The sequence below is a fragment of the Stenotrophomonas panacihumi genome (assembly GCF_001431645.1).
Taxonomy (GTDB): domain Bacteria; phylum Pseudomonadota; class Gammaproteobacteria; order Xanthomonadales; family Xanthomonadaceae; genus Stenotrophomonas_A; species Stenotrophomonas_A panacihumi.
Window position 1 is genome coordinate 22186 of record NZ_LLXU01000131.1, and the last position, 23010, is coordinate 45195.

Annotated in this window: 12 protein-coding genes; 9 read left to right on the forward strand and 3 right to left on the reverse strand. The window is 66.7% G+C overall.

Annotated elements, in window-relative coordinates:
- The first annotated feature begins 25 nt into the window (after nucleotides 1-25).
- From ARC20_RS16815 to ARC20_RS18085, 6 genes are all read left to right on the forward strand, one after another.
- Nucleotides 26-9343, forward strand: a complete 9318-nt coding sequence (locus tag ARC20_RS16815; protein ID WP_057649203.1) for an endonuclease toxin domain-containing protein — start codon at nucleotides 26-28, stop codon at nucleotides 9341-9343.
- 26 nt (nucleotides 9344-9369) lie between these two features.
- On the forward strand, nucleotides 9370-9852 hold the full coding sequence (locus ARC20_RS18080) for a contact-dependent growth inhibition system immunity protein (protein WP_081418251.1): 483 nt from the start codon (nucleotides 9370-9372) through the stop codon (nucleotides 9850-9852).
- Between the two features lie 112 nt (nucleotides 9853-9964).
- The gene (locus ARC20_RS16820) at nucleotides 9965-12817 is read left to right on the forward strand and encodes a hemagglutinin repeat-containing protein (protein ID WP_057649205.1); all 2853 of its coding nucleotides are present in this window, start codon (nucleotides 9965-9967) and stop codon (nucleotides 12815-12817) included.
- 8 nt (nucleotides 12818-12825) lie between these two features.
- Complete coding sequence (locus ARC20_RS18430) at nucleotides 12826-13032, forward strand: hypothetical protein (protein WP_146165787.1); 207 nt, start codon at nucleotides 12826-12828, stop codon at nucleotides 13030-13032.
- A gap of 153 nt (nucleotides 13033-13185) precedes the next feature.
- A complete protein-coding gene (locus ARC20_RS16825; RefSeq protein ID WP_237642619.1) occupies nucleotides 13186-13569 on the forward strand; it encodes a DUF637 domain-containing protein in 384 nt (127 codons plus the stop codon).
- A 177-nt stretch (nucleotides 13570-13746) separates the two neighbouring features.
- Nucleotides 13747-14604, forward strand: coding sequence for a hypothetical protein (locus tag ARC20_RS18085; protein WP_237642620.1), 858 nt, complete (start codon nucleotides 13747-13749; stop codon nucleotides 14602-14604).
- 319 nt (nucleotides 14605-14923) lie between these two features.
- Here ARC20_RS18085 and ARC20_RS16835 read toward each other — a convergent pair whose 3' ends face one another.
- Entirely contained in the window at nucleotides 14924-15979 is a 1056-nt protein-coding gene (locus ARC20_RS16835; protein ID WP_057649212.1) for an SDR family oxidoreductase, read from the reverse strand.
- A 21-nt stretch (nucleotides 15980-16000) separates the two neighbouring features.
- Entirely contained in the window at nucleotides 16001-16234 is a 234-nt protein-coding gene (locus tag ARC20_RS16840; RefSeq protein WP_057649213.1) for a hypothetical protein, read from the reverse strand.
- A 149-nt stretch (nucleotides 16235-16383) separates the two neighbouring features.
- On the opposite strand from ARC20_RS16840, the gene ARC20_RS16845 reads away from it, so the two are divergent.
- Nucleotides 16384-16725 (forward strand): hypothetical protein, encoded by a 342-nt coding sequence (locus ARC20_RS16845; protein WP_057649268.1) that lies wholly within the window; start codon nucleotides 16384-16386, stop codon nucleotides 16723-16725.
- Nucleotides 16726-16759: 34 nt separating this feature from the next.
- Here ARC20_RS16845 and ARC20_RS16850 read toward each other — a convergent pair whose 3' ends face one another.
- On the reverse strand, nucleotides 16760-17824 hold the full coding sequence (locus ARC20_RS16850) for a DNA topoisomerase IB (protein ID WP_057649215.1): 1065 nt from the start codon (nucleotides 17822-17824) through the stop codon (nucleotides 16760-16762).
- Nucleotides 17825-17943: 119 nt separating this feature from the next.
- Between ARC20_RS16850 and ARC20_RS16855 the strand changes: the two genes are divergently transcribed.
- Complete coding sequence (locus ARC20_RS16855; RefSeq protein WP_057649218.1) at nucleotides 17944-18324, forward strand: I78 family peptidase inhibitor; 381 nt, start codon at nucleotides 17944-17946, stop codon at nucleotides 18322-18324.
- Between the two features lie 203 nt (nucleotides 18325-18527).
- On the forward strand, nucleotides 18528-22997 hold the full coding sequence (gltB, locus tag ARC20_RS16860) for a glutamate synthase large subunit (protein ID WP_057649219.1): 4470 nt from the start codon (nucleotides 18528-18530) through the stop codon (nucleotides 22995-22997).
- Nucleotides 22998-23010: the final 13 nt, after the last annotated feature.

Below are 23010 nucleotides of genomic sequence, written 5' to 3' on the forward strand. Positions count from 1 at the left end.
TTCGCCTCCGGAGAAGGATCTCGCCGTGAACAAGCGCTTGTATCGCCTCGTCTTCAACCGCGCGCTCGGCGTGCTGCAGGTGGTGGCCGAGGTCACTCGTGTCTTGCGCGGTGGCTGCAGCCGCGTTGCCGCAGGCCGTCGCGCCGCAAGTGTGTGCCCGCTGGCTGCAGCCCTCGCGTTGGGGCTGTGCGCGTTGCCTGCCGTGGCGATGCCGCCCGGCATCGCAGCCGATCGCGCCGCGCCGCGCGAACATCGCCCCACCGTGCTGGCCGCGCCTGCCGGCGCCCCGGCGATCAACATCACCACGCCCAGCGCCGCCGGCGTATCTCGCAACGCGTACTCGCGCTTTGACGTCGATGGGGGCGGGGCGATCCTCCACAACTCGCGCATCCGCGTGCAGAGCGACCTTGGAGGCTGGCTGCCCGGCAATCCGTGGTTGGCCGGAGGCACCGCGCGGGTGATCCTCAACGAGGTCAACACCAGCGAGCCGAGCCGGCTTGGTGGCCTGGTCGAAGTCGCCGGCGACCGCGCGCAGGTGGTAATCGCCAATCCGGCCGGCATCCAGGCCGATGGCGCAGGCTTCATCAACGCCAACGGCGTCGTGCTGACCACCGGCCGGCCGCAGTTCGGTGGCGACGGCAGCCTGTCTGCCTATCGGGTGAGCGGCGGCACGGTCGAGGTCGCCGGACGGGGCTTCCATGCACTCGGCAGCGGCTACACGCAACTGATTGCCCGCGCGGTCGCGCTCAATGCCGCCCTGCAGGCCGACCACGCCGCGGTGTCACTGGGCCGCGGGGTCGTGACGGCCGATGGGGAATCGGCGCAGGCCATCGCAGGCGACGGCCCGGCACCGGAATTCGCCCTCGATGTCGGTGCATTGGGCGGCATGTACGCGAACAAGATCCACCTGGTCGGCAACGAACACGGCGTCGGCATGCGCAATGCCGGCGTCATCGGCGCACAGGCCGGCGAAGTGACGGTGACGCTCGACGGCCGCATCGAGAACACCGGCGTCGTGCGGGCCAGCGGCGCGGTGCAGGTGTCCGCCGGCACGCTGCGCAATGCCGGCATGATCGCCGCAGGCGATGCGGTAACGCTGCGCACCCCCGGCACGCTGGACAACCGCGACGGCCGCATCGAGGCGCCCCGGCTCGATCTTGAAACCAGCGGCCTGCGCAACCGCGGTGGGCGCATCGCCCAGACCAGCCCACGCATCCTCGTGCTGGGCGCCGGCCAGCTCTCCAACCGCGACGGCGGTCGGATCGGAACGGCCCCCTCCCGCTCACCCGAAGGCGCGATGCCACCGGCCGATGCGCCCGCCGCGCCCGCCCCACCCACGGCCGGTGCCAGCGTAGCGCCGCCATCACCGGCAATGCCGGCGGCAACGGCGCCGGGCGCGTCCGCGATGCCGCTGCCCGCGGGCAGGCTGGAGGTAGCCGGCCTGCTCGACAACGACGGCGGCACGATCGAAGCCGCGCGCCTCGGCCTGGACCTGGCGGGCGACCGCCTGGACAACAGTGGCGGTCATCTGGCGCTCGACACGCTGCGGCTGACCGGCGGCGAGCTGCGCAACGCCGGCGGCACGCTGCGCGTGGCCGGCGATACGCGCCTGGACGTATCCCGCGTCGACAACCACGGTGGCGAGCTGATGTTCGCTGCCACGCTGACGCTACGCGCCGGCGAATTCCTCAACCGTGGCGGGCGCTTCGGCCATGCCGGCCAGGGCGATACGCAGCTGCAGGTCGATGGCCTGCTCGACAACGACCGCGGCTGGCTGGCCAGCAACGCGGCGAACCTGTCGCTCTTGGCTGCGCAGCTGGTGAACCGCGACGGCGACATCGTTCATGCGGGCAACGGCACGCTGTCACTGGCCATGCAGGCCCTGCTCGGCCAGGACGGTCGCATCGCCGGCAACGGCGCGGTGGACCTTCGCGCCGACACCCTCGACCACCGCGGCGCCCGGCTCGGTGCCCAGCGCTTCAGCGTCCAGGCCACCGCGTTCGACAACCGCGGCGGCAAGCTGCAGGCCAGCGGCGCCCAAACCAGCACGCTGCGGGTGGGTGAGCGCCTGGACAACCGCGAGGGCGGGCTGATCGGCGGCAATGGCGACCTGTCGCTGCAAGCGTCGACTTTCGACAACGCCGGCGGCCTGGTCGAACACGCAGGCAAGGGCACCCTGGCAATCAACGCCGACCGTTTCGCCGGCGACAATGGCAGGCTTGGCAGCCTCGGCACGTTGCAGCTGCAGGGCGGCGCGCTCGCCCTGCGCTCGGCGCAGACCTTCGCCCAGCGGATCATCCTGGACGCCGATACGCTCGATCACAGCGGCGGCCAGCTGAGCAGTCTGGGCGAGGGCCAGGCCCGCCTGCGCGTGCGCGAGCGGCTGCGCAACAACGGCGGCACCCTGGGTGGCAACGGCACGCTGTGGCTGCAGGCCGGCCAGCTCGACAACCAGGGCGGCACGATCCGGTTCCTCGCGCGCGACGGCCACCAGCTGCAGGTCGACGCGGGCTTCGACAATGCCGATGGCCGGCTGCTCGGCGCCGGCGCGCTGGCCGTGGTGGCCGGTACGCTGGACAACCGCGGCGGGCTGGTCGCCGCCTTCGATCCCGGCCAGGAAGCCGGTACTGCACGCGACACCGCGCTGGCCGTCAGCATCGGCAGCGAAGTGCTGAATGCCGGCGGCACGCTGTCCTCCACCGGTGCACTGGACCTGCAGGCCAGCCGCCTCGACAACCACGACGGAACGATCGAATCGCTGCAGGGGCTGCGGGTCGATGCCAGCGATGGTGTGGACAACCAGCGCGGCCGCGTCGTCGGCGGCACGCTGGCGCTGCGCAGTGGTGGCGTGGACAACCGCAAAGGTCTGATCAACAGCACCCACAGCGCGCTGCAGATCGACAGCGAGGCCTTCGACAACCGCGGCGGCCTTCTGGACATCGCCGCCCAACGCCTCGACAACCGCGACACCCGCCAGGGCGAAACGCCACTGGGCCTGCAGGCCGGCTCGCTGCAGGTGCGCGGCGACAAGCTGGACAACGGCAATGGCCTGATCGTCGCCGCGCGTGCGGTGCCGGCCGTAGCAGGTGACGACCCGGCATCCCCCGGCACCGGAGCGGACGCGGCCGCCAGCGCCGATGCCCGCTTCGCCCTGGCCGACGCGCTGGACAACACCGGCGGCGTGGTCTCGGCCGGCGACCGGCTCGAACTCGACGCCGACGCACTGCACAACAGCGAAGGCCTGCTGCATGCCGGCAGCACACAGGACCTGGCCGTGCGCACCCTCACCGGCGCCGGCCGGCTCCAATCGCGTGGCGATGCGAAGGTTCACGTGCGCGGCGACCTCGACCACGCCGGCACAATGACGACCAACGGCCAGCTCACCCTGGTCGCCGACGGCCAGCTCACCCAGCGCGGCCTGCTCAATGGCGGCGCGGTGGCAGTCCAGGCCCAGCGCATCGACAACACCGCCAGCGGCGAGATCAGCAGCCAGGGACTGACCGGGCTCAAGGCCAGCGACTGGATCGGCAACCGCGGCCTGGTGAATGGCGCAACAACCCACCTGGACGCGGCGGAAGTCGACAACCTCGGCAGTGGCCGCCTGTATGGCGACCACGTTGCGATCAACGCCACCACGCTGCGCAACCGCGACGAGACGCTCGGCGGCAGGTTGCAATCGGGCACCCTTGCCGCGCGCCAGCGGCTCGACCTGGGCGTGGCAACGCTGCACAACAGCGGCCAGGCCCTGGTCCATGGCGGCGGCAGCGCCGGCATCGGCGGCACGCTCGACGACGACCGCAAAGCCACCGGCACCGCCACGCGGATCGAGAACATCGGCGCGACCATCGACATCACCGGCGACCTCGACCTGCAGGCCCGCGAGCTGCACAACGAGCGGCCCGACGTGCGCGTCGCGTCGCAGGTCAGCCAGGATGCGCAGCTGCGGCTCGACCAGCCGACCTGGCGGCACAACGGCAAGAACGGCACCCGTGACATCCGCGCCACCAGCAATTACCAGGCCTGGGAGGTGTACTACCTCGACCCGGCCGACATCCTCGAAGACGCGCCGTACTACACCCCGGATGGCCAGCGCATCGGCCGCGCCGTGGTCCGGCTCACCCCGCGCACGAGTGCCTTCTTCTTCGAGCGTGGCGGCCTGAACGCGGCGCTGGGCGCGCGCGACCGCCTTCCCTCGGCCGAGGGCACCGTCACGATCTACTACCTCGTCCGCCAGGACGGCCAGGACAATCCCGACCAGGTCGATCCGGGCCCGCGCGATCCCTTCGCCCACCTCACCTCGTTCGGCACCAGGCCCAGCGAGCAGTCGCCGACGTTCCGCTACCTCGATGAAGCGCCGGCCTGGTCCGACGCCTATGGCACCTGCCGCAGCGGCTGCGTGCAGCTCAGCGCGCAGTATCTCTACGACCCGGACCGCGACCTGATCAATCCCAAGGGCGCGGGCAACAACAAGCTCTCCGGCAACGAGAAGTACCGCACCACGACACGCCAGGTGCTCGAAGACGTGGTCACCGAAGCCGGGCCGGACGCCGTGCTGCAGAGCGGTGGCGACATGCACCTGGCGGTCGGCACGCTGACCAACCTGCATGGCCGCGTGCTTGCCGGTGGTGAGCAGAAGATCGACGGGCTCGACGGCCGCCCGCCGCAGATCGACAACCAGGCCACCACGCTATATCGCACCTGGCGCTTCGACGTCACCCACCACCGCTACGACGGCAGCACCGCACCGGGCCAATCCAATCCCGTGTCCGAAGAGATTGGCGCGGTCGGCGCGATGATGGGCGGTGGCCAGCGGTTGGACATCGACGGCGCCGGCCTGCGCAACCTCGACAACGGTCGCGAGGCCCCCAACCTGCGCGGTGACCTGGGCACCAGCAACCTGTTGCGCCCCGCGCAGGGCAGCGCCCTGCTTGTGGCCGGCGGGCCACGCGACGTTGTCCCGGGCGCACTCGACGCGCCGCGCTTCGTCGCCGCCGCCGACGGCTCGGCCGACCAGGTCGGCACCGGCAGCATCGATGGCCGCCTGCCCACCGCCAGCCTGTTCCGCTCCGCAGGCGCCGGCAGTCCCTGGCTGGTGCAGACCGATCCACGCTTCAGCGGCCCGCGCGACTGGCTCTCCAGCGAGCACCAGCTGCTGGCGCTGGGCTACAACCCGGCCGACCTGCACAAGCGCCTGGGCGATGGCTACTACGAGCAGGGCCTGGTCCGCGACCAGGTCGCCCAGCTCAGCGGCCGCCGCTTCCTCGACGGCTACGCCAGCGACGAGGAACAGTTCCGCGCCCTGCTCGAGCACGGCGCCACCTTCGCGCGCCAGTTCGGCCTGCGCCCCGGCTTGGCGCTGACCGACGCGCAGATGGCCGCGCTCACCAGCGACATTGTCTGGCTGGTCGAGCAGACCATCACCTTGCCCGACGGCAGCACCGCCACCGCGCTGGCGCCGCGCGTGTACGTGCGCCTGCGGCAAGGCGACCTCAAGCCCAGCGGCGCGGTGCTCGGTGCCGACGTGGTCAAGGCCAACCTGGTCGGTGACCTGCTCAACAACGGCAAGATCCACGGCCGCCAGCTGGTCGACCTCAAGGCCCGCGACCTCAACAACGTGGGCGGCGGCATCAGCGGTGGCTTCGTGCAGCTCGATGCCGCGCGCGACATCAACAACCTCGGCGGAGCCATCCGCGCCGAGCACGGCCTGGTCGCCGTCGCGGCCAACGACATCAATCAGGTCAGCACTACCCGTACCGAAGGCCGGCACGAGAGCGGCAACGGCTACAGCGCCACCACGCTCGACCGCCTGGCCACGATGGCCGTGAGCGGCTCCAACGCCACCCTGCTGGTCAAGACCGGCGGCGACTACAACGCCCAAGCCGGCGAGGTGCGCAACGAAGGCGAAGGCGGCCAGACCGCGATCCTCGCCGGCGGCAGCATCAAGCTCGGCAAGGTACGCGTGGGCAGCCGCGAGGAAGCGCGCACAGGCAAGGACTTCAGCCGCGAGGTGCACGGCACCGACGTCGGCTCGCTGGTCGAGGGGCAGGGCGATGTCGTGTTGAAAGCAGGCAGTGACATCACCTCCACTGCCTCCATGCTGAACAGCGCCAACGGCACGCTTTATGCGGAGGCGAAAGGCGACGTCACCATCACCCACGGCACGGCCACGGACGAGTACGAGCGCGCCACCAGCACGAAAAAGAAGCGCGCGCTCGGCAGCAAGACGACCGAGAGCTACAGCCGCGTCACCCAGACCACCGCGCAGGGCAGCAGCTGGGGTGGCGACAAGGTGGTGGTGCAGGGCGAGAACATCACCGTGCAGGGCAGCACGGTGGTCTCCGATGCGGGAACGGTGCTGGTGGCCAAGGACATGGTCTCGATCCTGGCCAGCGAAAACACGCTCGGAGCCGAAAGCCGCAGACAGGTGAAGAAGAGTGGCGTGTTCAGCGATGGCGGCGTCGGCTTCAGTATCGGCTCGCAGAAGCTGGCTACCACCGGCCGGATGCTCGACACCACCCACACCGGCTCGGTGCTGGGCAGCGTGGCTGGCAAGACCGCGATCCATGCGGGTGGCCATTACCAGCAGACCGGCTCGGACGTGCTCGGTGGCGATGGCGTGACGATCAGTGGCGCGACGGTGGCGATCGAGAACGTGGAAGACAGCATGGCCTTCCGCGAGACGCGGAAGACCTCCAGCGGCGGCCTGCACATCAGCATCAAGGGCGGCGCCGCCGACCAGGCGGCGGCGGCGTACCAGAGTGCCCAGGCTGTCGGCGAAGTCGACGACAACCGGCTCAAGGCCTTGTACGCGGTGAAGGCCGCCGGCGCGGCTTCGAACGTCAACGGCGGCGCCATCGCCGATCAGGTCGGCAATGCCAAAGACGTGGTCAAAGGCGACCGCAAGGCCAACAACGGCGGCATGAGCCTGCGTATCGGCATTGGCGGCAGCTCCAGCAGCAGCACCGAACAGGGTCGCACCACCACTTCCCAGGCCAGCAATGTCTACAGCGCCAACGGCGACGTGAGCGCGGTGGCACGCGAGGGCAGCCTGCTCGTGGCCGGTAGCAAGGTCGACGGCATCAACACCACCCTCGCTGCGGCCGACAAGCTGATCCTGCTCAGCGGCGAGGAAGTGCGGGAGCTCCGCCAGAAGAACAAATCCCAGAGCGGCGAGGTTGGCTTCACGATGGGATCGGAAGCCGGCTTCGGCATCTACGTCAGCGCTGCCGCTGCCAAGGGTAAGAGCAAGGGTAACGGCGCCAGCCACGACGAGACGATCATCGGCAGCGACCGCGGCACTACCACCTTCATCAGCGGTGGCGACACCGTTGGCATCGGCGCGCAGACCATCGGCAACCAGGTGATCGGCCAGGTCGGCGGCGACCTGTTCCTGCAAAGCGAGCAGGATACAAACGAGTACCACCGCAAGGACGTGGCGGCGGGATTCGACGCGGCCATTGGCACCGGCGGCGGCTCGGCCAGCGGCTATGTCAGCGCCTCCAAGGTCGACAGCACCTACAAGAGCGTGATCGAGCAGACCGGCATCCAGGCTGGGGAAGGTGGCTATCAGATCAACGTCAAGGGCAAGACCTCGCTGGATGGCGCGGCGATTGCCAGCATGGCTGATCCAAGCAGCAACTACTTCCGCACCGGCAGTCTGGCATGGAATGACATAGTCAATGAGGCGAAGTTCAAGGCAACGCAGGCGAGTGTGAGTGGCGGAGGTGGGTCCAGTGGCGGGGGCGGCAGCGCGAGCTTCCAGCAGAAGAGCGACTCGGCCACGAGCACCACGAAGGCCGGTATCGCCGATGGCACGTTGATCGTGGACGACGGCAGCGGTACGGGAATCCAGCGTGGCGTGACCGAGCTGCAAAAGGATGGGTTCAAGGAGATCTTTGATGCCCGCAAGGTCGCTGAGCAGCTGCAGATCCAGCAGGTGGCCGGTGAGCTGGGCTTCCAGGCGGCGGGCACGGTAGCCGAGAAGTACGGTTGGGCCGAGGGCAGCAAGGAGAAGGTGGCGCTGCATGCTGCGGTCGGTGCTGCGGTAGCGACGCTGGGCGGTGGCAATGTGCTCGGCAGCGCGGCCGGTGCTGGCCTGAACCAGTCACTGGTGCCGGTACTTCGGGAGGCGATCGAAGACGCCGGGGTCAAGGAAAGCGATAACCCGACTACTTTCAACGCATTGATGCAGGCCGCAAGCCTGGCGGTGGGCTCTGTGGGTGGCACCAGTGGTGCCAGTACTGCGCTGGCTGCTGACGTCAACAACCGGCAGCTGCATCTCACCGAGAAAAAGGTCATCCGCGAGGATCTGGCAGAAGCCTATGCCCAAGCCCATGGCGTCACGGTGGATCAGGCCCAGCAAACACTCGAAGCGCAGCTTCTGCGGATGGTGGATGCGAATGCCGCTGCCAAGGGCGGATGGGATCAAGAAGCGGCCAACTACCTGAAGGGATATGCCAATCGCGTTGGCAACTACTCCATCGGCAATGACCAATGGGGCAGCAGTGTTCCGCTGTTCGGCACCTCGGCCGGGTACCAACGTCAGGATTCCACGATCTTCAGCACTCATCCACAGACTTCCATGCCTCCACGGAAGCTGGGTTTGGGCGCAGCGGCAGGCTACTTTGAAGGCGTAGCCGGTGGCATTGCAGGTGCAGTGTCCGACACGATCAGCGCAATCGCGCATCCGCTGGATACGGCAGGAAAGGTCTGGGATAGCGTCTCAGTGCTGTTCACCGATCCGGTCGGTACGGGGCAGGCCATGCAGGAGAGCGTGCGCCCGATGGCCGACGCAGCCCAGCAGGGCAACCTGAAGCCCGCAGGCGAACAGGTAGGGCAGCAAGCGGGTAGCACCGCCATCGGCTTGGCCACGGGCTTGACCGGGAAGTGGGTAAGCGGAAAGTGGATTCCTGGCGACAGCGTTGTCGATCCCGGCATCCGATGGGGTAAGGGAGTTCAAGGGCAGGGCATGCCTTGGGAAGATTATCTTGCTAAGCAGTTGCCGGCCGGTTCGCGCTTGCCGCCAAACTTCCAGACGTTTGACTTCTTCGATCGCCAATCAGGACTTGCCGTGAGTGCGAAGACCTTGGACACGACGACGCCTTCCAAGATTGCCAATCCAAAGCAGGTTCTCTCTTCCCTCAGAGGTAATATTGATGCTGTGAAGGAGTTTCGAGGCGCCAGTCTCGGACGCGAAGTAGTTCGAACTGGCGATATCAAATCACGTGAGCTAAGGGTCGCAGTTCCCAGGGAGACGAATTCTGAGCAGTGGAAGCAGATTCAGTCTGCGATCAATTACGGACGTGAGCGTGGAGTCAATGTTTTGGTGACCAAGACGAAGTGAGGTGAAGTTTGGAGCACCCGCCACACATGCCAAGAGCATCAGCGTATTGCAACTGCGATTTCATGATCATTGAAACCCAGTCGGGTTACAGAGGAACGAAAGCAGATCCCGCTTGTCCTTCAATTTTTCTTCCAACCAGTGCGCCTGACTCCGATATCGGCGCTTCGGTCTTCGAGGCTCTCTCGCGCAGCCGACAAATATCGGTGGAAGAGATACCAGAATTTTTCGATTTCGAAAGATCGAAGAGAGAATATGAAGAATGGGTTTCGGATCTGATGCTTCGATATGACTACAAGACCAAACGTGCGCTTTTCAAGGACATGAGGAATGTCTCGGTGGAGCTGAATCCAGAGCATACTCTCTTGACTCTCTCGCCTTCGCATCACAATCGCTTGGATTCGTGGATACGAACAGAGGGCGACGGCATCGAAGATGTGGTTGTGCCAGCGGATAGTTCTCCGGCCGAAGTTGGTGCGGCACTTCGCGTGGCCTTCTCGCGGTGCATGTGAGATTAAGCCCGGCCGTCGATAGTCACGATTCTGCGAAATCCATGACGGTGGCTTCAGCAACGGCGAAGTCCGCTTCAGCATTGACTCGCAGAAGCTGGCCACCACCGGCCGGATGCTCGACACCACCCACACCGGCTCGGTGCTGGGCAGCGTGGCTGGCAAGACCGCGATCCATGCGGGTGGCCATTACCAGCAGACCGGCTCGGACGTGCTCGGTGGCGATGGCTTGACGATCAGTGGCGTGACCGTGGCGATCGAGGAGGCGGAAGACAGCATGGCCTTCCGCGAGACGCGGAAGACCTCCAGCGGCGGCCTGCACATCAGCATCAAGGGCGGCGCCGCCGACCAGACGGCGACTGCGTACCAGGGTGCCCGGGCCGCCGGCCAGGCCCAGGATGGCCGGCTCAAGGCGCTATACGCGCTCAAGTCGGCCAACGAGCTGTCGAAGGTCACACCCGGAGCCATCGGCAATCAGCTCGGCAATGCCAGGGACGTGATCAATGGCGACAGAATGGCCAACGGCAACGGCATGAGCCTGCGCATCGGCATCGGCGGCAGCTCAAGCAGCAGCGAGGCCAATGGCAGCACCACCACTTCCCAGGCCAGCAATGTCTACAGCGCCAACGGCGATGTCTCCTTGGTGGCGCGCGAGGGCAACCTGCTCGTGGCCGGCAGCCAGGTCGACGGCGTCAACACCACGCTCGCCGCAGGCAACCAGCTAATCCTGCTCAGCGGCACGGAAGCGCGCGAGCTGCGCGAGCAGAACAAGGCCAGCAGCGGCGAGATCGGCGTCACGATCGGCTCGGAGGCCGGCTTCGGCATCTACGTCAGCGCTGCCGCTGCCAAGGGTAAGAGCAAGGGTAACGGCGCCAGCCACGACGAGACGATCGTCGGCAGCGACCGCGGCACCACCACCTTCATCAGCGGTGGCGACACGATCGGCATCGGCGCGCAGATCATCGGCAACCAGGTGATCGGCCAGGTCGGCGGCGACCTGTTCCTGCAAAGCGAGCAGGATACAAACGAGTACCACCGCAAGGACGTGGCGGCGGGATTCGACGCGGCCATCGGCACCGGCGGCGGCTCAGCCAGCGGCTATGTCAGCGCCTCCAAGGTCGACAGCACCTACAAGAGCGTGATCGAGCAGACCGGCATCCAGGGTGGGGAAGGTGGCTATCAGATCAACGTGGCCGGCAAGACCACGCTTGATGGCGCGGCGATTGCCAGCATGGCTGGTCCAAGCAGCAACTACTTCCGCACCGGCAGCCTGGAATGGAAGGACATCGTCAATGAGGCGAAGTTCAAGGCGCAAAGTGCCAGCGTGAGTGGCGGGGGTGGCACCGGCGGGGGTGGCGGGACTGGCAGCTTCCAGCAGAAGAGCGACTCGGCCACGAGCACCACGAAGGCCGGTATCGCCAACGGCACGCTGATCGTGGACGACGGCAGCGGTGAGGGCATCCAGCGCGGTGTCACACAGCTGCAGCAGGACGGGCTGAAGGAGATCTTCGATGCGCGCAAGGTCAGCGAGCAGCTGCAGCTCCAGCAGGTGGCGGGGGAGCTGGCATTCACCGCAGTGGGTGACTTCGCCGAATCCCAGCAGAAGAAGGCTGCGAACGATCTGGTAGCCGCCCGAGAGCGGGGCGATGCGGTCGGTGAGGCTGACGCGCTATCGCGCTTGGACGGCTGGAGCGATGGCGGTCGCAACAAGGTGCTTCTGCACGGCATGGCCGGGGCTACGGCGGCCGCCCTGGGCGGTGGCAATGTGGCCGGCGGCGCACTGGGCGCGGCCGGTGGCGAGCAGGCAAAGGGGGCAATGACCGAGCACCTGATCGCCAATGACGTGGCGCGGGGCAGCGCAGCCTACGAAGCCCTGATGGCGTTGGGCAGTGCGGCACTGGGCGGTGCGCTCGGGGGTGCCTCGGGCGTCAGCACGGCGCTGGCCGGCGATGTGTACAACCGACAGCTACATCCGGAAGAGATGAAGCTGATCCTGGGTGACCTCGCTCCCAAGTACGCAAAGGAAGCAGGCATCAGCGAGCGTGATGCCGAGAACCTCCTGCTGAAGCAGGTGTTGCGCCAGGTCGATGACCAATGGGCGCAGAAGCTCGGGCCGGAAGACGGCAGGGCGAAGCAATGGTTGGCCAGCAACACACCGGCCTGGGCTTCGAGCAATGGCTACTTCAGCGCGACACCGGACCAACGTGCCAACCCGACGCTCTACGGCAACTACTACGACAAGGCGTACCACGCCAAGTCGGAAACCCTGGCTGACAGATTCGGAGGCGTGCTCAATTCCCTGGTCGGTGGCGAGGACGACGACATGGCCGTGCACGGTTCCCGCGTTGACATGGCCGGATACCGATACGCAGCGGACGAACTGAGGGACCAAGGAACGATCGAAGCCTTGCTGCGCAAGCCGGGCACCGAATGGACGAATGGCGACATCCAGACTTATGCCAGCCTGGTGACTTTGTATCCATTGGCACGTAGCGGCCTGGTCGGAGGACCGCTGGGCCAAGCCATCGTCGGCATCCGGGATAATGATCCCGCTGCCATCGCGATGGCAGCAGTGGGGGTGACTCCAGTGAAGGGCGCTGGGGTGCTTCGAAGTGCGGATGAGGTGGCGGATGCTGCCAACGCCATTAACGGGATAAAGCTCAGTAGACAGCTGACAGCTCAAGAGATTGCCAGTGGCCATGCCTTTCAGAAGCACGTTCTTGATCAGGGGGAATTTTTGGAGTTTGGAGTTCGAACCCGTGAGCAGTTCGCTTCCCACATCGAAAAAGTTATTTCCAACCCGTCTTCGGTGCGCTATTACAAGGATGGGAGAACTGTCTACCTTCAAGATAGCACTGGGTCTGTCGTAGTTCGAAATCCAAATGGTGCTGAGGGAACTGCCTTCAGACCAAAGGATTGGGATGACTATATCTCCAAGCTGCCTTCAAGAAATCATCCATTTGATTGAGGTGAAAAATGAAATTGTTTAAGGAAGGCAATGATGAATTTTCTCTGCATCTATCTGAGGAGCAGATTCTAGTAATGTTTTCCTGTATGCGCGAAACCTTTGCCACCTTGGACACAGCGTCATTCGACACGAGACTTGGTGCATCGTCCGCTGTCGTCTCCGCGATGGCGCAAGAACTGATGGCCTTGATCGCCGAAGCAGGCATCGATCCTTGAGAGCGCGCCGCACCACCGCCCACGTGAGTTGAAGAGTGCGAGTTTCAGCGCCAGCGGCGGCTCCAGCGGCGGAGGTGTGAGCGGAAGCTTCCGGCAGAAGCGCGACTCGGGGACCAGCACCCCCACGCCGGTATCGCCGACGGCACGCTGATCGTGGACGACGGCAGCGGAACGGGAATCCAGCGTGGCGTGACCGAGCTGCAGAAGGACGGGCTGAAGGAGATCTTCGATGCGCGCAAGGTCAGCGAGCAGCTGCAGCTCCAGCAGGTGGCCGGTGAGCTGGGCTTCCAGGCGGCGGGGACGCTGGCCGAGAAGTACGGCTGGGCCGAGGGCAGCAAGGAGAAGATGGCGCTGCATGCGGCAGTCGGCGCTGCGGTAGCGACGCTGGGCGGTGGCAATGTGCTGGGCGGCGCGGCCGGTGCTGGCCTGAACCAGTCACTGGTACCGGTGCCATGGTTTCGCGAACCTCCCGAAGAACATCCAAAAGGAACTTATGGAGGATCCGCGAAACTATCAACCCATGGTGAAGTCAGCTAACTGCTCGAAGGGTTGCAAAATCGAAGGACCGACTGGCGGATGGGTCATGTGGAATGGACGCCTGGTGCATCCGAACTACAAGAAGCGTTTGGAAATACAACAGAGCGCGTTCCGTAAAATCGTCACAGATAGGATTGATCGCTATAGGAGCACAGGGGAATGACTGGAAACGGTGCCATGGTCTCTTTGACGGAGTTCTTCTCCTACTTCGACGCAGGCGTATATGAACGATCCTCTGACATTCCTAAGAGTCTTCTCGAGATTCTACTCGACAACAAGGAAGACACTCTCGGTCTTCTGGACCGGGGGCGCGATTGGGCGATGGAGCCTCTAGCCCTACTGCAACCTCACTCTTACGAAGCCCTGCTTGACTGCGAGAGTCCATTGTTGCTCGGCATGAGTTATGTCCCTCAGCACTTTCCGGACGACCAACCAGCTGGGCTTGAAACGCTGGCATTCGATTCTAATGGTCGCATGGTGGAAGTGCGGCCATGTTTTCGCGGGGATAGTTACGAGCGTGGCAATGATTGCTTCGGAACTCTCCTGGCTCTTCCTGATGGTCTGGCCAAGTCGTGGCTTTGGCGCACGGAGGGATGGCGGATCCCGGGCGAACCTTATGGTGGACTATTCGTCAACCGAAGGCTGGTGACTCATCCTAGCTTTGGATGGCTGCATGCCGACAGATTCTTGGATTCGCTTGGTAAGGGATGGAGAAGGAAATTCCTGCCGAAGCTCGTAGAGATGTTCCCGGATTGCTTAGTCCCAGCGAAGTCAGAGTACGACAAGAATCACTACATGTTCCGCTGCTTCTTGGACACTCGCCCTGCCAATGTCTTCGCACCCACCGGCGATCAGTTCTTCGTCATTTCCACCAGGCGCGATCAGGTTGTGTACCACGTCCATGAGGGCGATTTCGCCAATCTGCGCGTCCTGCATGATCCCGTCGACGCCATCGACCGCTACAGTGCCCACACGTTGAGGAATTTACCCGGAGAGTTCGACTTCTCGTCTTGGAGTGAACCTTACAGAGGATGAGCAGCCGCCATCGAGGAGGCGGAAGACAGCATGGCCTTCCGCGATACGCGGAAGACCTCCAGCAGCGGCCTGCACATCAGCGTCAGGCCAGCAGCGGCGAGATCGTCATCACGATCGATTCGAAAGCCGGCTTCGGCATCTATGCCAGTGCCGCGACCGCCAGGGGCAAGAGCTCGGGCGCCTCAGCGACGACGAAACGATCATCGGAGGAAAGCGCGGCACCACCACCTTCTTCAGCAGTGGCGACACCATCGGCAAGGGCGTGCAGATCATCGACGAGCGGCTGATCGGCCAGGTGGGCGGTGATCTCGTCAAGCGCTCACCCGTGCGCCCCCCCCATCACCGGCAGGATCGCCCCCGTGATGTAGCTGGCGGTGACCGGCGAAGCCAGGAACACATACGCGGGCGACAGCTCTTCAGGCTGCGCCGGCCGTCCCATCGCGCTGTCCTTGCCGAAATCGGCAACGTCCTTGGCCTGTTTGTCGGCCGGATTGAGCGGCGTCCACACCGGCCCCGGCGCCACGGCGTTGACCCGGATGCCGCGCGGTTGCAGCTGGCTGGCCAGCGCCATCGTGAAGGCATGGATCGCGCCCTTGGTCGCCGAATAGTCCAGCAGCGCCTTGCTGCCGAACAGGCCGGTCTCCGAACCGGTATTGATGATGCACGCACCACGCCCCAGGTGCGGCACGGCGGCACGGGCCATGTGGAAATAGCCGCCGATGTTGGTGCGCAGGGTCTCGTCGAGGTGCTCGTCGGTCAGGTCCTCGATCGCCTCGGTGTGCAACTGGAAGGCGGCGTTGTTGACGAGGATGTCCAATCCGCCGAACGCGGCCACCACTTCGGCCACGGCCGCGTCACAGAAGGCGCTGTCACGCACGTCGCCACTGATCAGCAGGCAGCGACGCCCCTCTGCTTCCACGGCGTCGCAGGTGGCTTGCGCATCTTCGTGTTCGTCGAGATAGAGCACCGCGACATCGGCCCCTTCGCGGGCGAACAGCACGGCCACCGCGCGGCCGATGCCCGAATCGCCACCCGTGATGATCGCGCTCATGCCCTTGAGCTTTTCGCTGCCCAGGTAGTCCGGTGCCATATAGCGAGGCGCTTCGGCCAAGGCATGTTCCTTGCCGGGCTTGCGCAGGTGTTGCGGCGGTAGCGGGTTCTCCGGCTGGCGGCGGGTGCCGGCCTGCACCGGCTGCTTGGCGGGCTTCCTGGCCGGCTTGGCCTTCTCCTGGCGATCCACCTCGGCCTGCAGCGCACGCTGCCGTTTCGCGGTGGCCGCGGCCGCTTCGGGGCGGGCCGCCTTGGACGCCGCGCGCGGTGACGGCTTCCGGGCGGCGGGGGTCTTGCGGGTTTCGGCTTTCTTGCGTGTGGCCATGGGGTTCCTCGTGGCAAGGGATCAGGCGCGGTCGGCCACGCCCTTCAGCCCGGCGTGGCGAGCGCAGTGCGCACAGCAGTAGATTTTTCCTTCCCCTTCGATGCCGTGCCCGATGATCCGGCACTGGCAGTGCGCGCACGTCGGCGCGAAAGCCTGGATGGCGCACTCGAAGGAATCGAACGTGCCCCGGCGACCCGCCTGCTCCAGGGTGAAGGTCTTGTCGTACGTATTGCCGCAAACGTCGCAGGTCGGCATGGCAAAGCTCCCGGAAACGTGGATGCCCGACCATGCAGGCGCGCGGGCTCAGGCAAGGTGACGAATCGACGCGGCCCCTTCATGTGGCGCATACGCCGCAGCGCTCACGCTGCGCCCATCGACCTTCAAGGAGCTCCGCAATGAACCGTCTGATCCTGGCCCTCGTGCCCGTCGCCGCGCTCGCGCTGTCCGCCTGTGCGCCCAACCAGGTGATGGCGGTGCAGCCCATCGATGGGGTGATCTCGGGCCAGTGCCACACCGACATGGTCCGCGGCGCGGTGGGCCTGGCGGCATCGGGCCAGACGGTGGAGCGCGCGCGCGTGGACAGCGACAGCCTGAAGGTGCGCGTGGTGCGCGGTGATCGCGTCCAGAGCGGCGCCACCAGCAGCGGCCAGGCCGACCCGGCGCAGGGCGCGGGCCAGAGCGGCGGCGACCAGCTGACCATCGAACACGGGCCGACCAACAACATCACCGCGATCTACTGCGGCTGAGGCTTCTCCCGCAGCGGGAGGGGGCAGCGGGGGCTCATGCGCCCCGCTTGCCAGCACCCCCATGCGCCCGGCGCAGGAACCGCAGCGCGAACTGCTCCCACTGCCGCGGCCCGCGCACGTTCTCCGGCACCCGCAGCCGGTCCTCGCGCCAGGCGGCGAACACGCTCGGGTCGATATAGGCCTTGCGGCACACCGCCGGCGTATTGCCCAGCGTCCGCGCCACCGCCTTCAGCACCTCATTCTGCAACTGCGCCAGCGCGCGCTCGCTGCGCCGCTCGGGTAGCGGCACCCGCGCCAGCTGTTGCAGGGCCGCCAGCGTGCCGCCCCAGGTGCGGAAATCCTTGGCGGTGAACTCCCCGCCCATCGCCGCGCGAAGGTAATCGTTGACCTCGCCCGAGCCCACCGGCTGCAGCTGCCCGTCGTCGTCGCGGTACTGGAACAGGGCCTGCCCGGGCAGCTGGCGGATCGCCCGCACCAGCTTGGCCAGCCGCCGGTCGTCGATGGCGATGTCATGCTCCAGCCCACTCTTGCCGCGGAACTTCAGCCGCGCCCGGCCCCCGCTGACAAACGCCACGTGCTGGTTGCGCAGGGTGGTCAGGCCGTAGGAGCGGTTGGTCCGCGCGTATTCCTCGTTGCCGACCCGCACCAGCGTGTCGGCCATCAGCGCCACCACGATCGCCAGCACCTTCTCGCGCGGGAAGCCCGGCCTGCGCAGGTCGGCGCGCAGGCGGCGGCGCAACCCGGGCAGCGCGCGCCCGAACGCGATCAGGTGTTCGTACTTGCCATTGCCGCGCACCTGCGCCCAGTCCGGGTGGTAGCGGTACTGCTTGCGGCGCCGGGCGTCGCGGCCGGTGGCCTGCAGGTGGCCATGGGGCAACGGGCAGATCCACACCTCCGTGTAGGCCGGGGGGATCGCCAGGGACCGGATGCGCTGCAGCGTCTCCTTGTCCCGTATCGCGCGACCCTCGCTGTCGCGGTAAGCGAAGCCCTGGCCGGCCCGGCGGCGCTGGATGCCGGGGGACGCATCACTGACATGGACGAGCCCGGCCTGGCGGGCGATGGCGCGAAGCGCGGGAGAGGGAACGGACATGCCGGTCATGGTGGTGGCCTCACGGGCGAGAACACGTCAACGCCGGATCGCGGCGCCGTGATGACCCGTGCACGCCACGCCGCCTTGTGCTTATCCTTGGATGCCCATTCAGACCCGGAGGTTTCCCGATGCATCACCTCGCTTCGCTGCGGATGATCGTCGCCGCATCCGTGCTCGCGCTGTCGCTGGCCGCCTGCCAGTCGCCGCAGCCCGACGAACAGGAATCGGCAGGCGCACAGGCCCAGCGCGATGCCGCCAACGCCGCCACGCCCGCCCAGGACACCGCGCCCGAGGCGCCGCCGATCGGCACCTGCGACGCCAGCCAGCTGCAGTCGCTGGTCGGACAACCCTTGACCGATGCGCTGTCCGCCCAGGCAAAGGAAGACGCCAAGGCCGGAGAGGTGCGCGTGCTCAAGCCCGGCGAGATGGTCACCATGGAATTCAACGGCGACCGGCTCAACCTGGAAGTGGACGAGAAGCAGGTCATCACCGGCGTGCGCTGCGGCTGATCGAAGCGCTTGCGGCGGCGCCTGCGCGCGTCGCCGCCACCCTTGGAAAACAAGGGTTTTCGCGACTCCTCGTTGCATCTGTAACGGTGAGTTGCGGCACCGCAACAAGTGTGATCTATTCGATCGTCCGGTGACCTCGAATGCGCTGCTGGGACAGAGCGGGGACGGTCGTCGCCGCTTTCCCGGATCGCAACGAGGCACACATGGCCCCCCGCACTCGCCAAGGGCTCGAACAACCTGGTCTGTACGACGCGCGCGACGAACGCGACGCGTGTGGCTTCGGCATGATCGCGCAGCTGGATGACCAGCCCTCGCGCGCGCTGGTCGATACCGCCATTGCCGCGCTTTCGCGCATGACCCACCGCGGCGGCGTCGCCGCCGACGGCCTCACCGGCGATGGCTGCGGCCTGCTGATCCGCAAACCCGATCCGTTCCTGCGCGCATTGGCGCGCGATGCCGGCATCGCCATCGGCGCGCGCTATGCCGCCGGCGTGGTGTTCCTGCCGCACGACGACGCCGAGGCGGCGCGCTGTCGCCAGGCGCTGGAAGCCGAACTCCAGCGCGCCGGCACCCTGCCGCGCGGCTGGCGCCTGGTGCCCACCGACGACAGCGTCTGCGGCCAGCTGGCCCGCGATACCCTGCCGCGCATCGAACAGGTGTTCGTCGACGCCGCCGCCGGCCAGGACGATGACGCCTTCGCGTTGGCGCTGTTCCTGGCGCGTCGCCGCGCCGAGCAGTCGCTGCGCGAGGTGGCCGACTTCTACGTCACCACGCTCACCCCGAACGCGATCAGCTACAAGGGCATGGTGCTGCCGGACAAGCTGTCCACGTTCTACCCGGACCTGCAGCGCAGCGACCTGTCGTCCTCGGCGATCGTCTTCCACCAGCGTTTCTCCACCAACACGTTGCCGCGCTGGCCGCTGGCGCACCCGTTCCGCATGCTCGCCCACAACGGCGAGATCAACACCATCGAGGGCAACCGCCGCTGGGCGCAGGCGCGCAGCAAGGTGTGGAAGACCCCGCGCTTCGATATCGCCGAGTTCAACCCGGTGATCTCGATGAAGGGCTCTGACTCGCAGAGCCTGGACAACATGCTGGAGCTGCTGATCGCCGGCGGCATGGACCTGTTGCAGGCGCTGCGCATCCTGGTGCCGCCGGCCACGCAATCGCTGGAGTTCAAGGACGCCGACCTGGCCGCCTTCTACGAATTCCATGGCCTGAACACCGAACCGTGGGACGGCCCGGCCGGCATCGTGGCCTGCGACGGCCGCTATGCCGCCGCCATGCTCGACCGCAACGGCCTGCGCCCCGCCCGCTGGATGCTCACGTCCGACCGCCACTTCCTCGTCGCCTCCGAAGCCGGCGTGTGGGAACTGCCGGCCGAGCGCATCACCCGCAAGGGCAAGCTCGGTCCAGGCGAGATGATGGCCATCGACCTCAAGCGCGGCGACCTGCTCGATTCGGACGCCATCGACCGCATCAACCGCGCCCGCGCCCCGTACAAGCAGTGGCTGCACCAGGGCGTGACCTACCTGCAGACCGAGCTGATCGACCCCTCGCTGGTCGAGGAGCCGTTCTCCGAGCAGACCCTGCGCAGCTACCACAAGCTGTTCCAGCTCAGCACCGAGGAGGTGGAGCAGGTGCTGCGCCCGCTCGCCGAGACCGAGCAGGAAGCCACCGGCTCGATGGGCGACGACACCCCCATGGCCGTGCTCAGCCAGCACACCCGGCCGCTGTACGACTATTTCCGCCAGGCGTTCGCGCAGGTCACCAACCCGCCGATCGACCCGCTGCGCGAAAGCTGCGTGATGTCGCTGACCACCCAGCTCGGCAAGGAGACCAACGTCTTCCATGCCGGGCCGGAGACGGTGAACCACGTCATCCTCAATTCACCGGTGTTGAGCCAGCGCAAGCTGCGCCAGCTGCTGAAGATGCCGCAGTACGTGGAGCGCAACCGGCTGATCGACCTCTCGTACTCGGTCGAGGAAGGGTTGAAGGCCGGCATCGAGCGCATCTGCCGCGAAACCGAGCAGGCCGCCCGCGAAGGCGTGGTCATGCTGCTGCTCAGCGACCGCTACCCGGTCGCCGACCGGCCGATGGTGCACGCGCTGATGGCCACCGGCGCGGTGCATCACCATCTCTCCGCGCTGGGCCTGCGTTGCGACGTCAACCTCATCATCGAGACCGGCACCGCGCGCGACCCGCACCACATGGCCTGCCTGCTCGGCTTCGGCGCCACCGCGGTGTATCCGTACCTGGCCTACCAGACGCTGTTCGACCTGGGCCGCCGCGGCATCCTGGAACTGAAGAAGGGTGGCGAGCAGTCGCAGATCGGCCGCAGCTACCGCAAGGGCGTCTACAAGGGCCTGTCGAAGATCATCTCCAAGATGGGCATCTGCACCATCGCCAGCTACCGCGGCGCGCAGCTGTTCGAGATCGTCGGCCTGGATCCGGAAGTGGTGGAACTGTGCTTCCCCGAAACCGCTTCGCGCATCGGCGGCGTCGACCTGGCCCGGCTCGACCACGAGGCGCGCGACCTCACCGCGCGCGCCTGGAACGACCTGCTCAAGCCGGAAGTCGGCGGGCTGCTGAAGTATGTGCACGGCGGCGAGTACCACATGTACAACCCGGACGTGGTGCTGACCCTCCAGCGCGCCACCCGTACCGGCGACGCCGCCGACTGGCAGCGCTACATGGACGCGGTGCATTCGCGCCCGCCGTCCGCGCTGCGCGACCTGTTGCAGCTCAAGCGCGCCGACGCGCCGACTCCGCTGGACGAAGTCGCCCCGGCCGAAGACGTGCTGCGCCGCTTCGATACCGCCGCGATCAGCCTGGGCGCGTTGTCGCCCGAAGCGCATGAAGCGCTGGCCATCGCGATGAACCGCCTCGGCGGGCGCAGCAACTCCGGCGAAGGCGGCGAAGACCCGGCGCGCTACGGCACCGAGAAGCGCTCGAAGATCAAGCAGGTCGCTTCCGGCCGCTTCGGCGTGACGCCGGAATACCTGGTCAATGCCGAGGTGCTGCAGATCAAGGTCGCGCAGGGCGCCAAGCCCGGCGAAGGCGGCCAGCTGCCCGGCCACAAGGTCAACGAGCTGATCGCGCGGCTGCGCTACGCCAAGCCGGGCATCGGCCTGATCTCGCCGCCGCCGCACCACGACATCTATTCGATCGAAGACCTGGCCCAGCTGATCTACGACCTCAAGCAGGTCAATCCGGAAGCGCTGGTGTCGGTGAAGCTGGTCTCGCACGCGGGCGTGGGCACGATTGCCGCCGGCGTGGTGAAGGCCGGCGCCGACCTCATCACCGTGTCCGGCCACGATGGCGGCACCGGCGCTTCGCCGGTGAGCTCGATCCGCTACGCCGGCGTGCCGTGGGAACTGGGCGTGGCCGAATCGCACCAGGCGCTGGTCGGCAACGACCTGCGCGCGCGCACCCTGCTGCAGACCGACGGCGGCCTGAAGACCGGCCTGGACGTGGTGAAGGCCGCGCTGCTGGGCGCGGACAGCTTCGGCTTCGGCACCGCGCCGATGATCGTGCTGGGCTGCAAGTACCTGCGCATCTGCCACCTCAACAACTGCGCCACCGGCGTGGCCACGCAGGACGAACGCCTGCGCGCGAACTACTTCACCGGCCTGCCGGAGCGCGTCGAGAATTTCTTCCGCCTGCTCGCCGAGGAAGTGCGGCAGTGGTTGTCCTACCTGGGCGTGCGTTCGCTGGACGAGATCGTGGGCCGCACCGACCTGCTGCAGCAGCTGGAGGTTTCGCCGCGCGAAGGCGTGCGCGTGGATCTCTCGCGCCTGCTCAAGCCGGCCCACTTCGAGGGCAGCCACTGCGCGGCGCAGCGCCTGTACGAATCGCCCGATTCACTGGCCACGCAGATGGACGGCCTGCTGGCCAAGGCCATCGCCGAGAAGACCGGCGGCGACCACCGCTTCCTGATCCACAACACCGACCGCTCGATCGGCGCGCGCCTGTCCGGCGCCATCGCCCGCGTGCATGGCAACCACGGCATGGAAGACGCGCCGTTGAACCTGCGCTTCCGCGGCACCGCTGGCCAGAGCTTCGGCGCATTCAACGCCGGTGGCCTGAACCTGGAGCTGGAAGGCGAGGCCAACGACTACGTGGGCAAGGGCATGGCCGGCGGCCGCGTGGTGATCCGCCCGCCGCGTGGCGCGCGCTTCGAGGCCCGCAGCACGCCGATCCTCGGCAACACCTGCCTGTATGGCGCCACCGGCGGCGAGCTGTTTGCCGCGGGCCGCGCCGGCGAGCGCTTCGGCGTGCGCAACTCTGGCGCGCTGGCGGTCATCGAGGGCGCCGGTGACCACTGCTGCGAATACATGACCGACGGCGTGGTGCTGGTGCTGGGCAAGGTCGGCCTGAACTTCGGCGCCGGCTTCACCGGCGGGCTGGCCTACGTGCTGGATATCGAGCGCGACTTCGTGGACCGCTACAACCACGAGCTGATCGACATCCACCGCATCTCGGCCGAAGGCTTCGAGAACCATCGCCAGCACCTGCACAAGCTGATCAGCCGCCACCGCGAGCTGACCGGCAGCATCTGGGCGCAGCAGATCCTCGACGAGTTCCGCGATTACGTGGGCAAGTTCTGGCTGGTCAAACCCAAGGCCGCCAGCATCGAATCGCTCACCGAATCGCTGCGCCGCGCAGCCTGATGACCCACCTGCG

Coding starts and splice junctions, on each gene's coding strand:
- ARC20_RS16835 (WP_057649212.1), bottom strand. CDS start 15,979: ATGGCCACACGCAAGAAAGCCGAAACCCGCAAGACCCCCGCCGCCCGG.
- ARC20_RS16820 (WP_057649205.1), top strand. CDS start 9,965: ATGCTCGACACCACCCACACCGGCTCGGTGCTGGGCAGCGTGGCTGGC.
- ARC20_RS18085 (WP_237642620.1), top strand. CDS start 13,747: ATGGTCTCTTTGACGGAGTTCTTCTCCTACTTCGACGCAGGCGTATAT.
- ARC20_RS16840 (WP_057649213.1), bottom strand. CDS start 16,234: ATGCCGACCTGCGACGTTTGCGGCAATACGTACGACAAGACCTTCACC.
- ARC20_RS18080 (WP_081418251.1), top strand. CDS start 9,370: ATGCCAAGAGCATCAGCGTATTGCAACTGCGATTTCATGATCATTGAA.
- ARC20_RS16850 (WP_057649215.1), bottom strand. CDS start 17,824: ATGACCGGCATGTCCGTTCCCTCTCCCGCGCTTCGCGCCATCGCCCGC.
- ARC20_RS16855 (WP_057649218.1), top strand. CDS start 17,944: ATGCATCACCTCGCTTCGCTGCGGATGATCGTCGCCGCATCCGTGCTC.
- gltB (WP_057649219.1), top strand. CDS start 18,528: ATGGCCCCCCGCACTCGCCAAGGGCTCGAACAACCTGGTCTGTACGAC.
- ARC20_RS18430 (WP_146165787.1), top strand. CDS start 12,826: ATGAAATTGTTTAAGGAAGGCAATGATGAATTTTCTCTGCATCTATCT.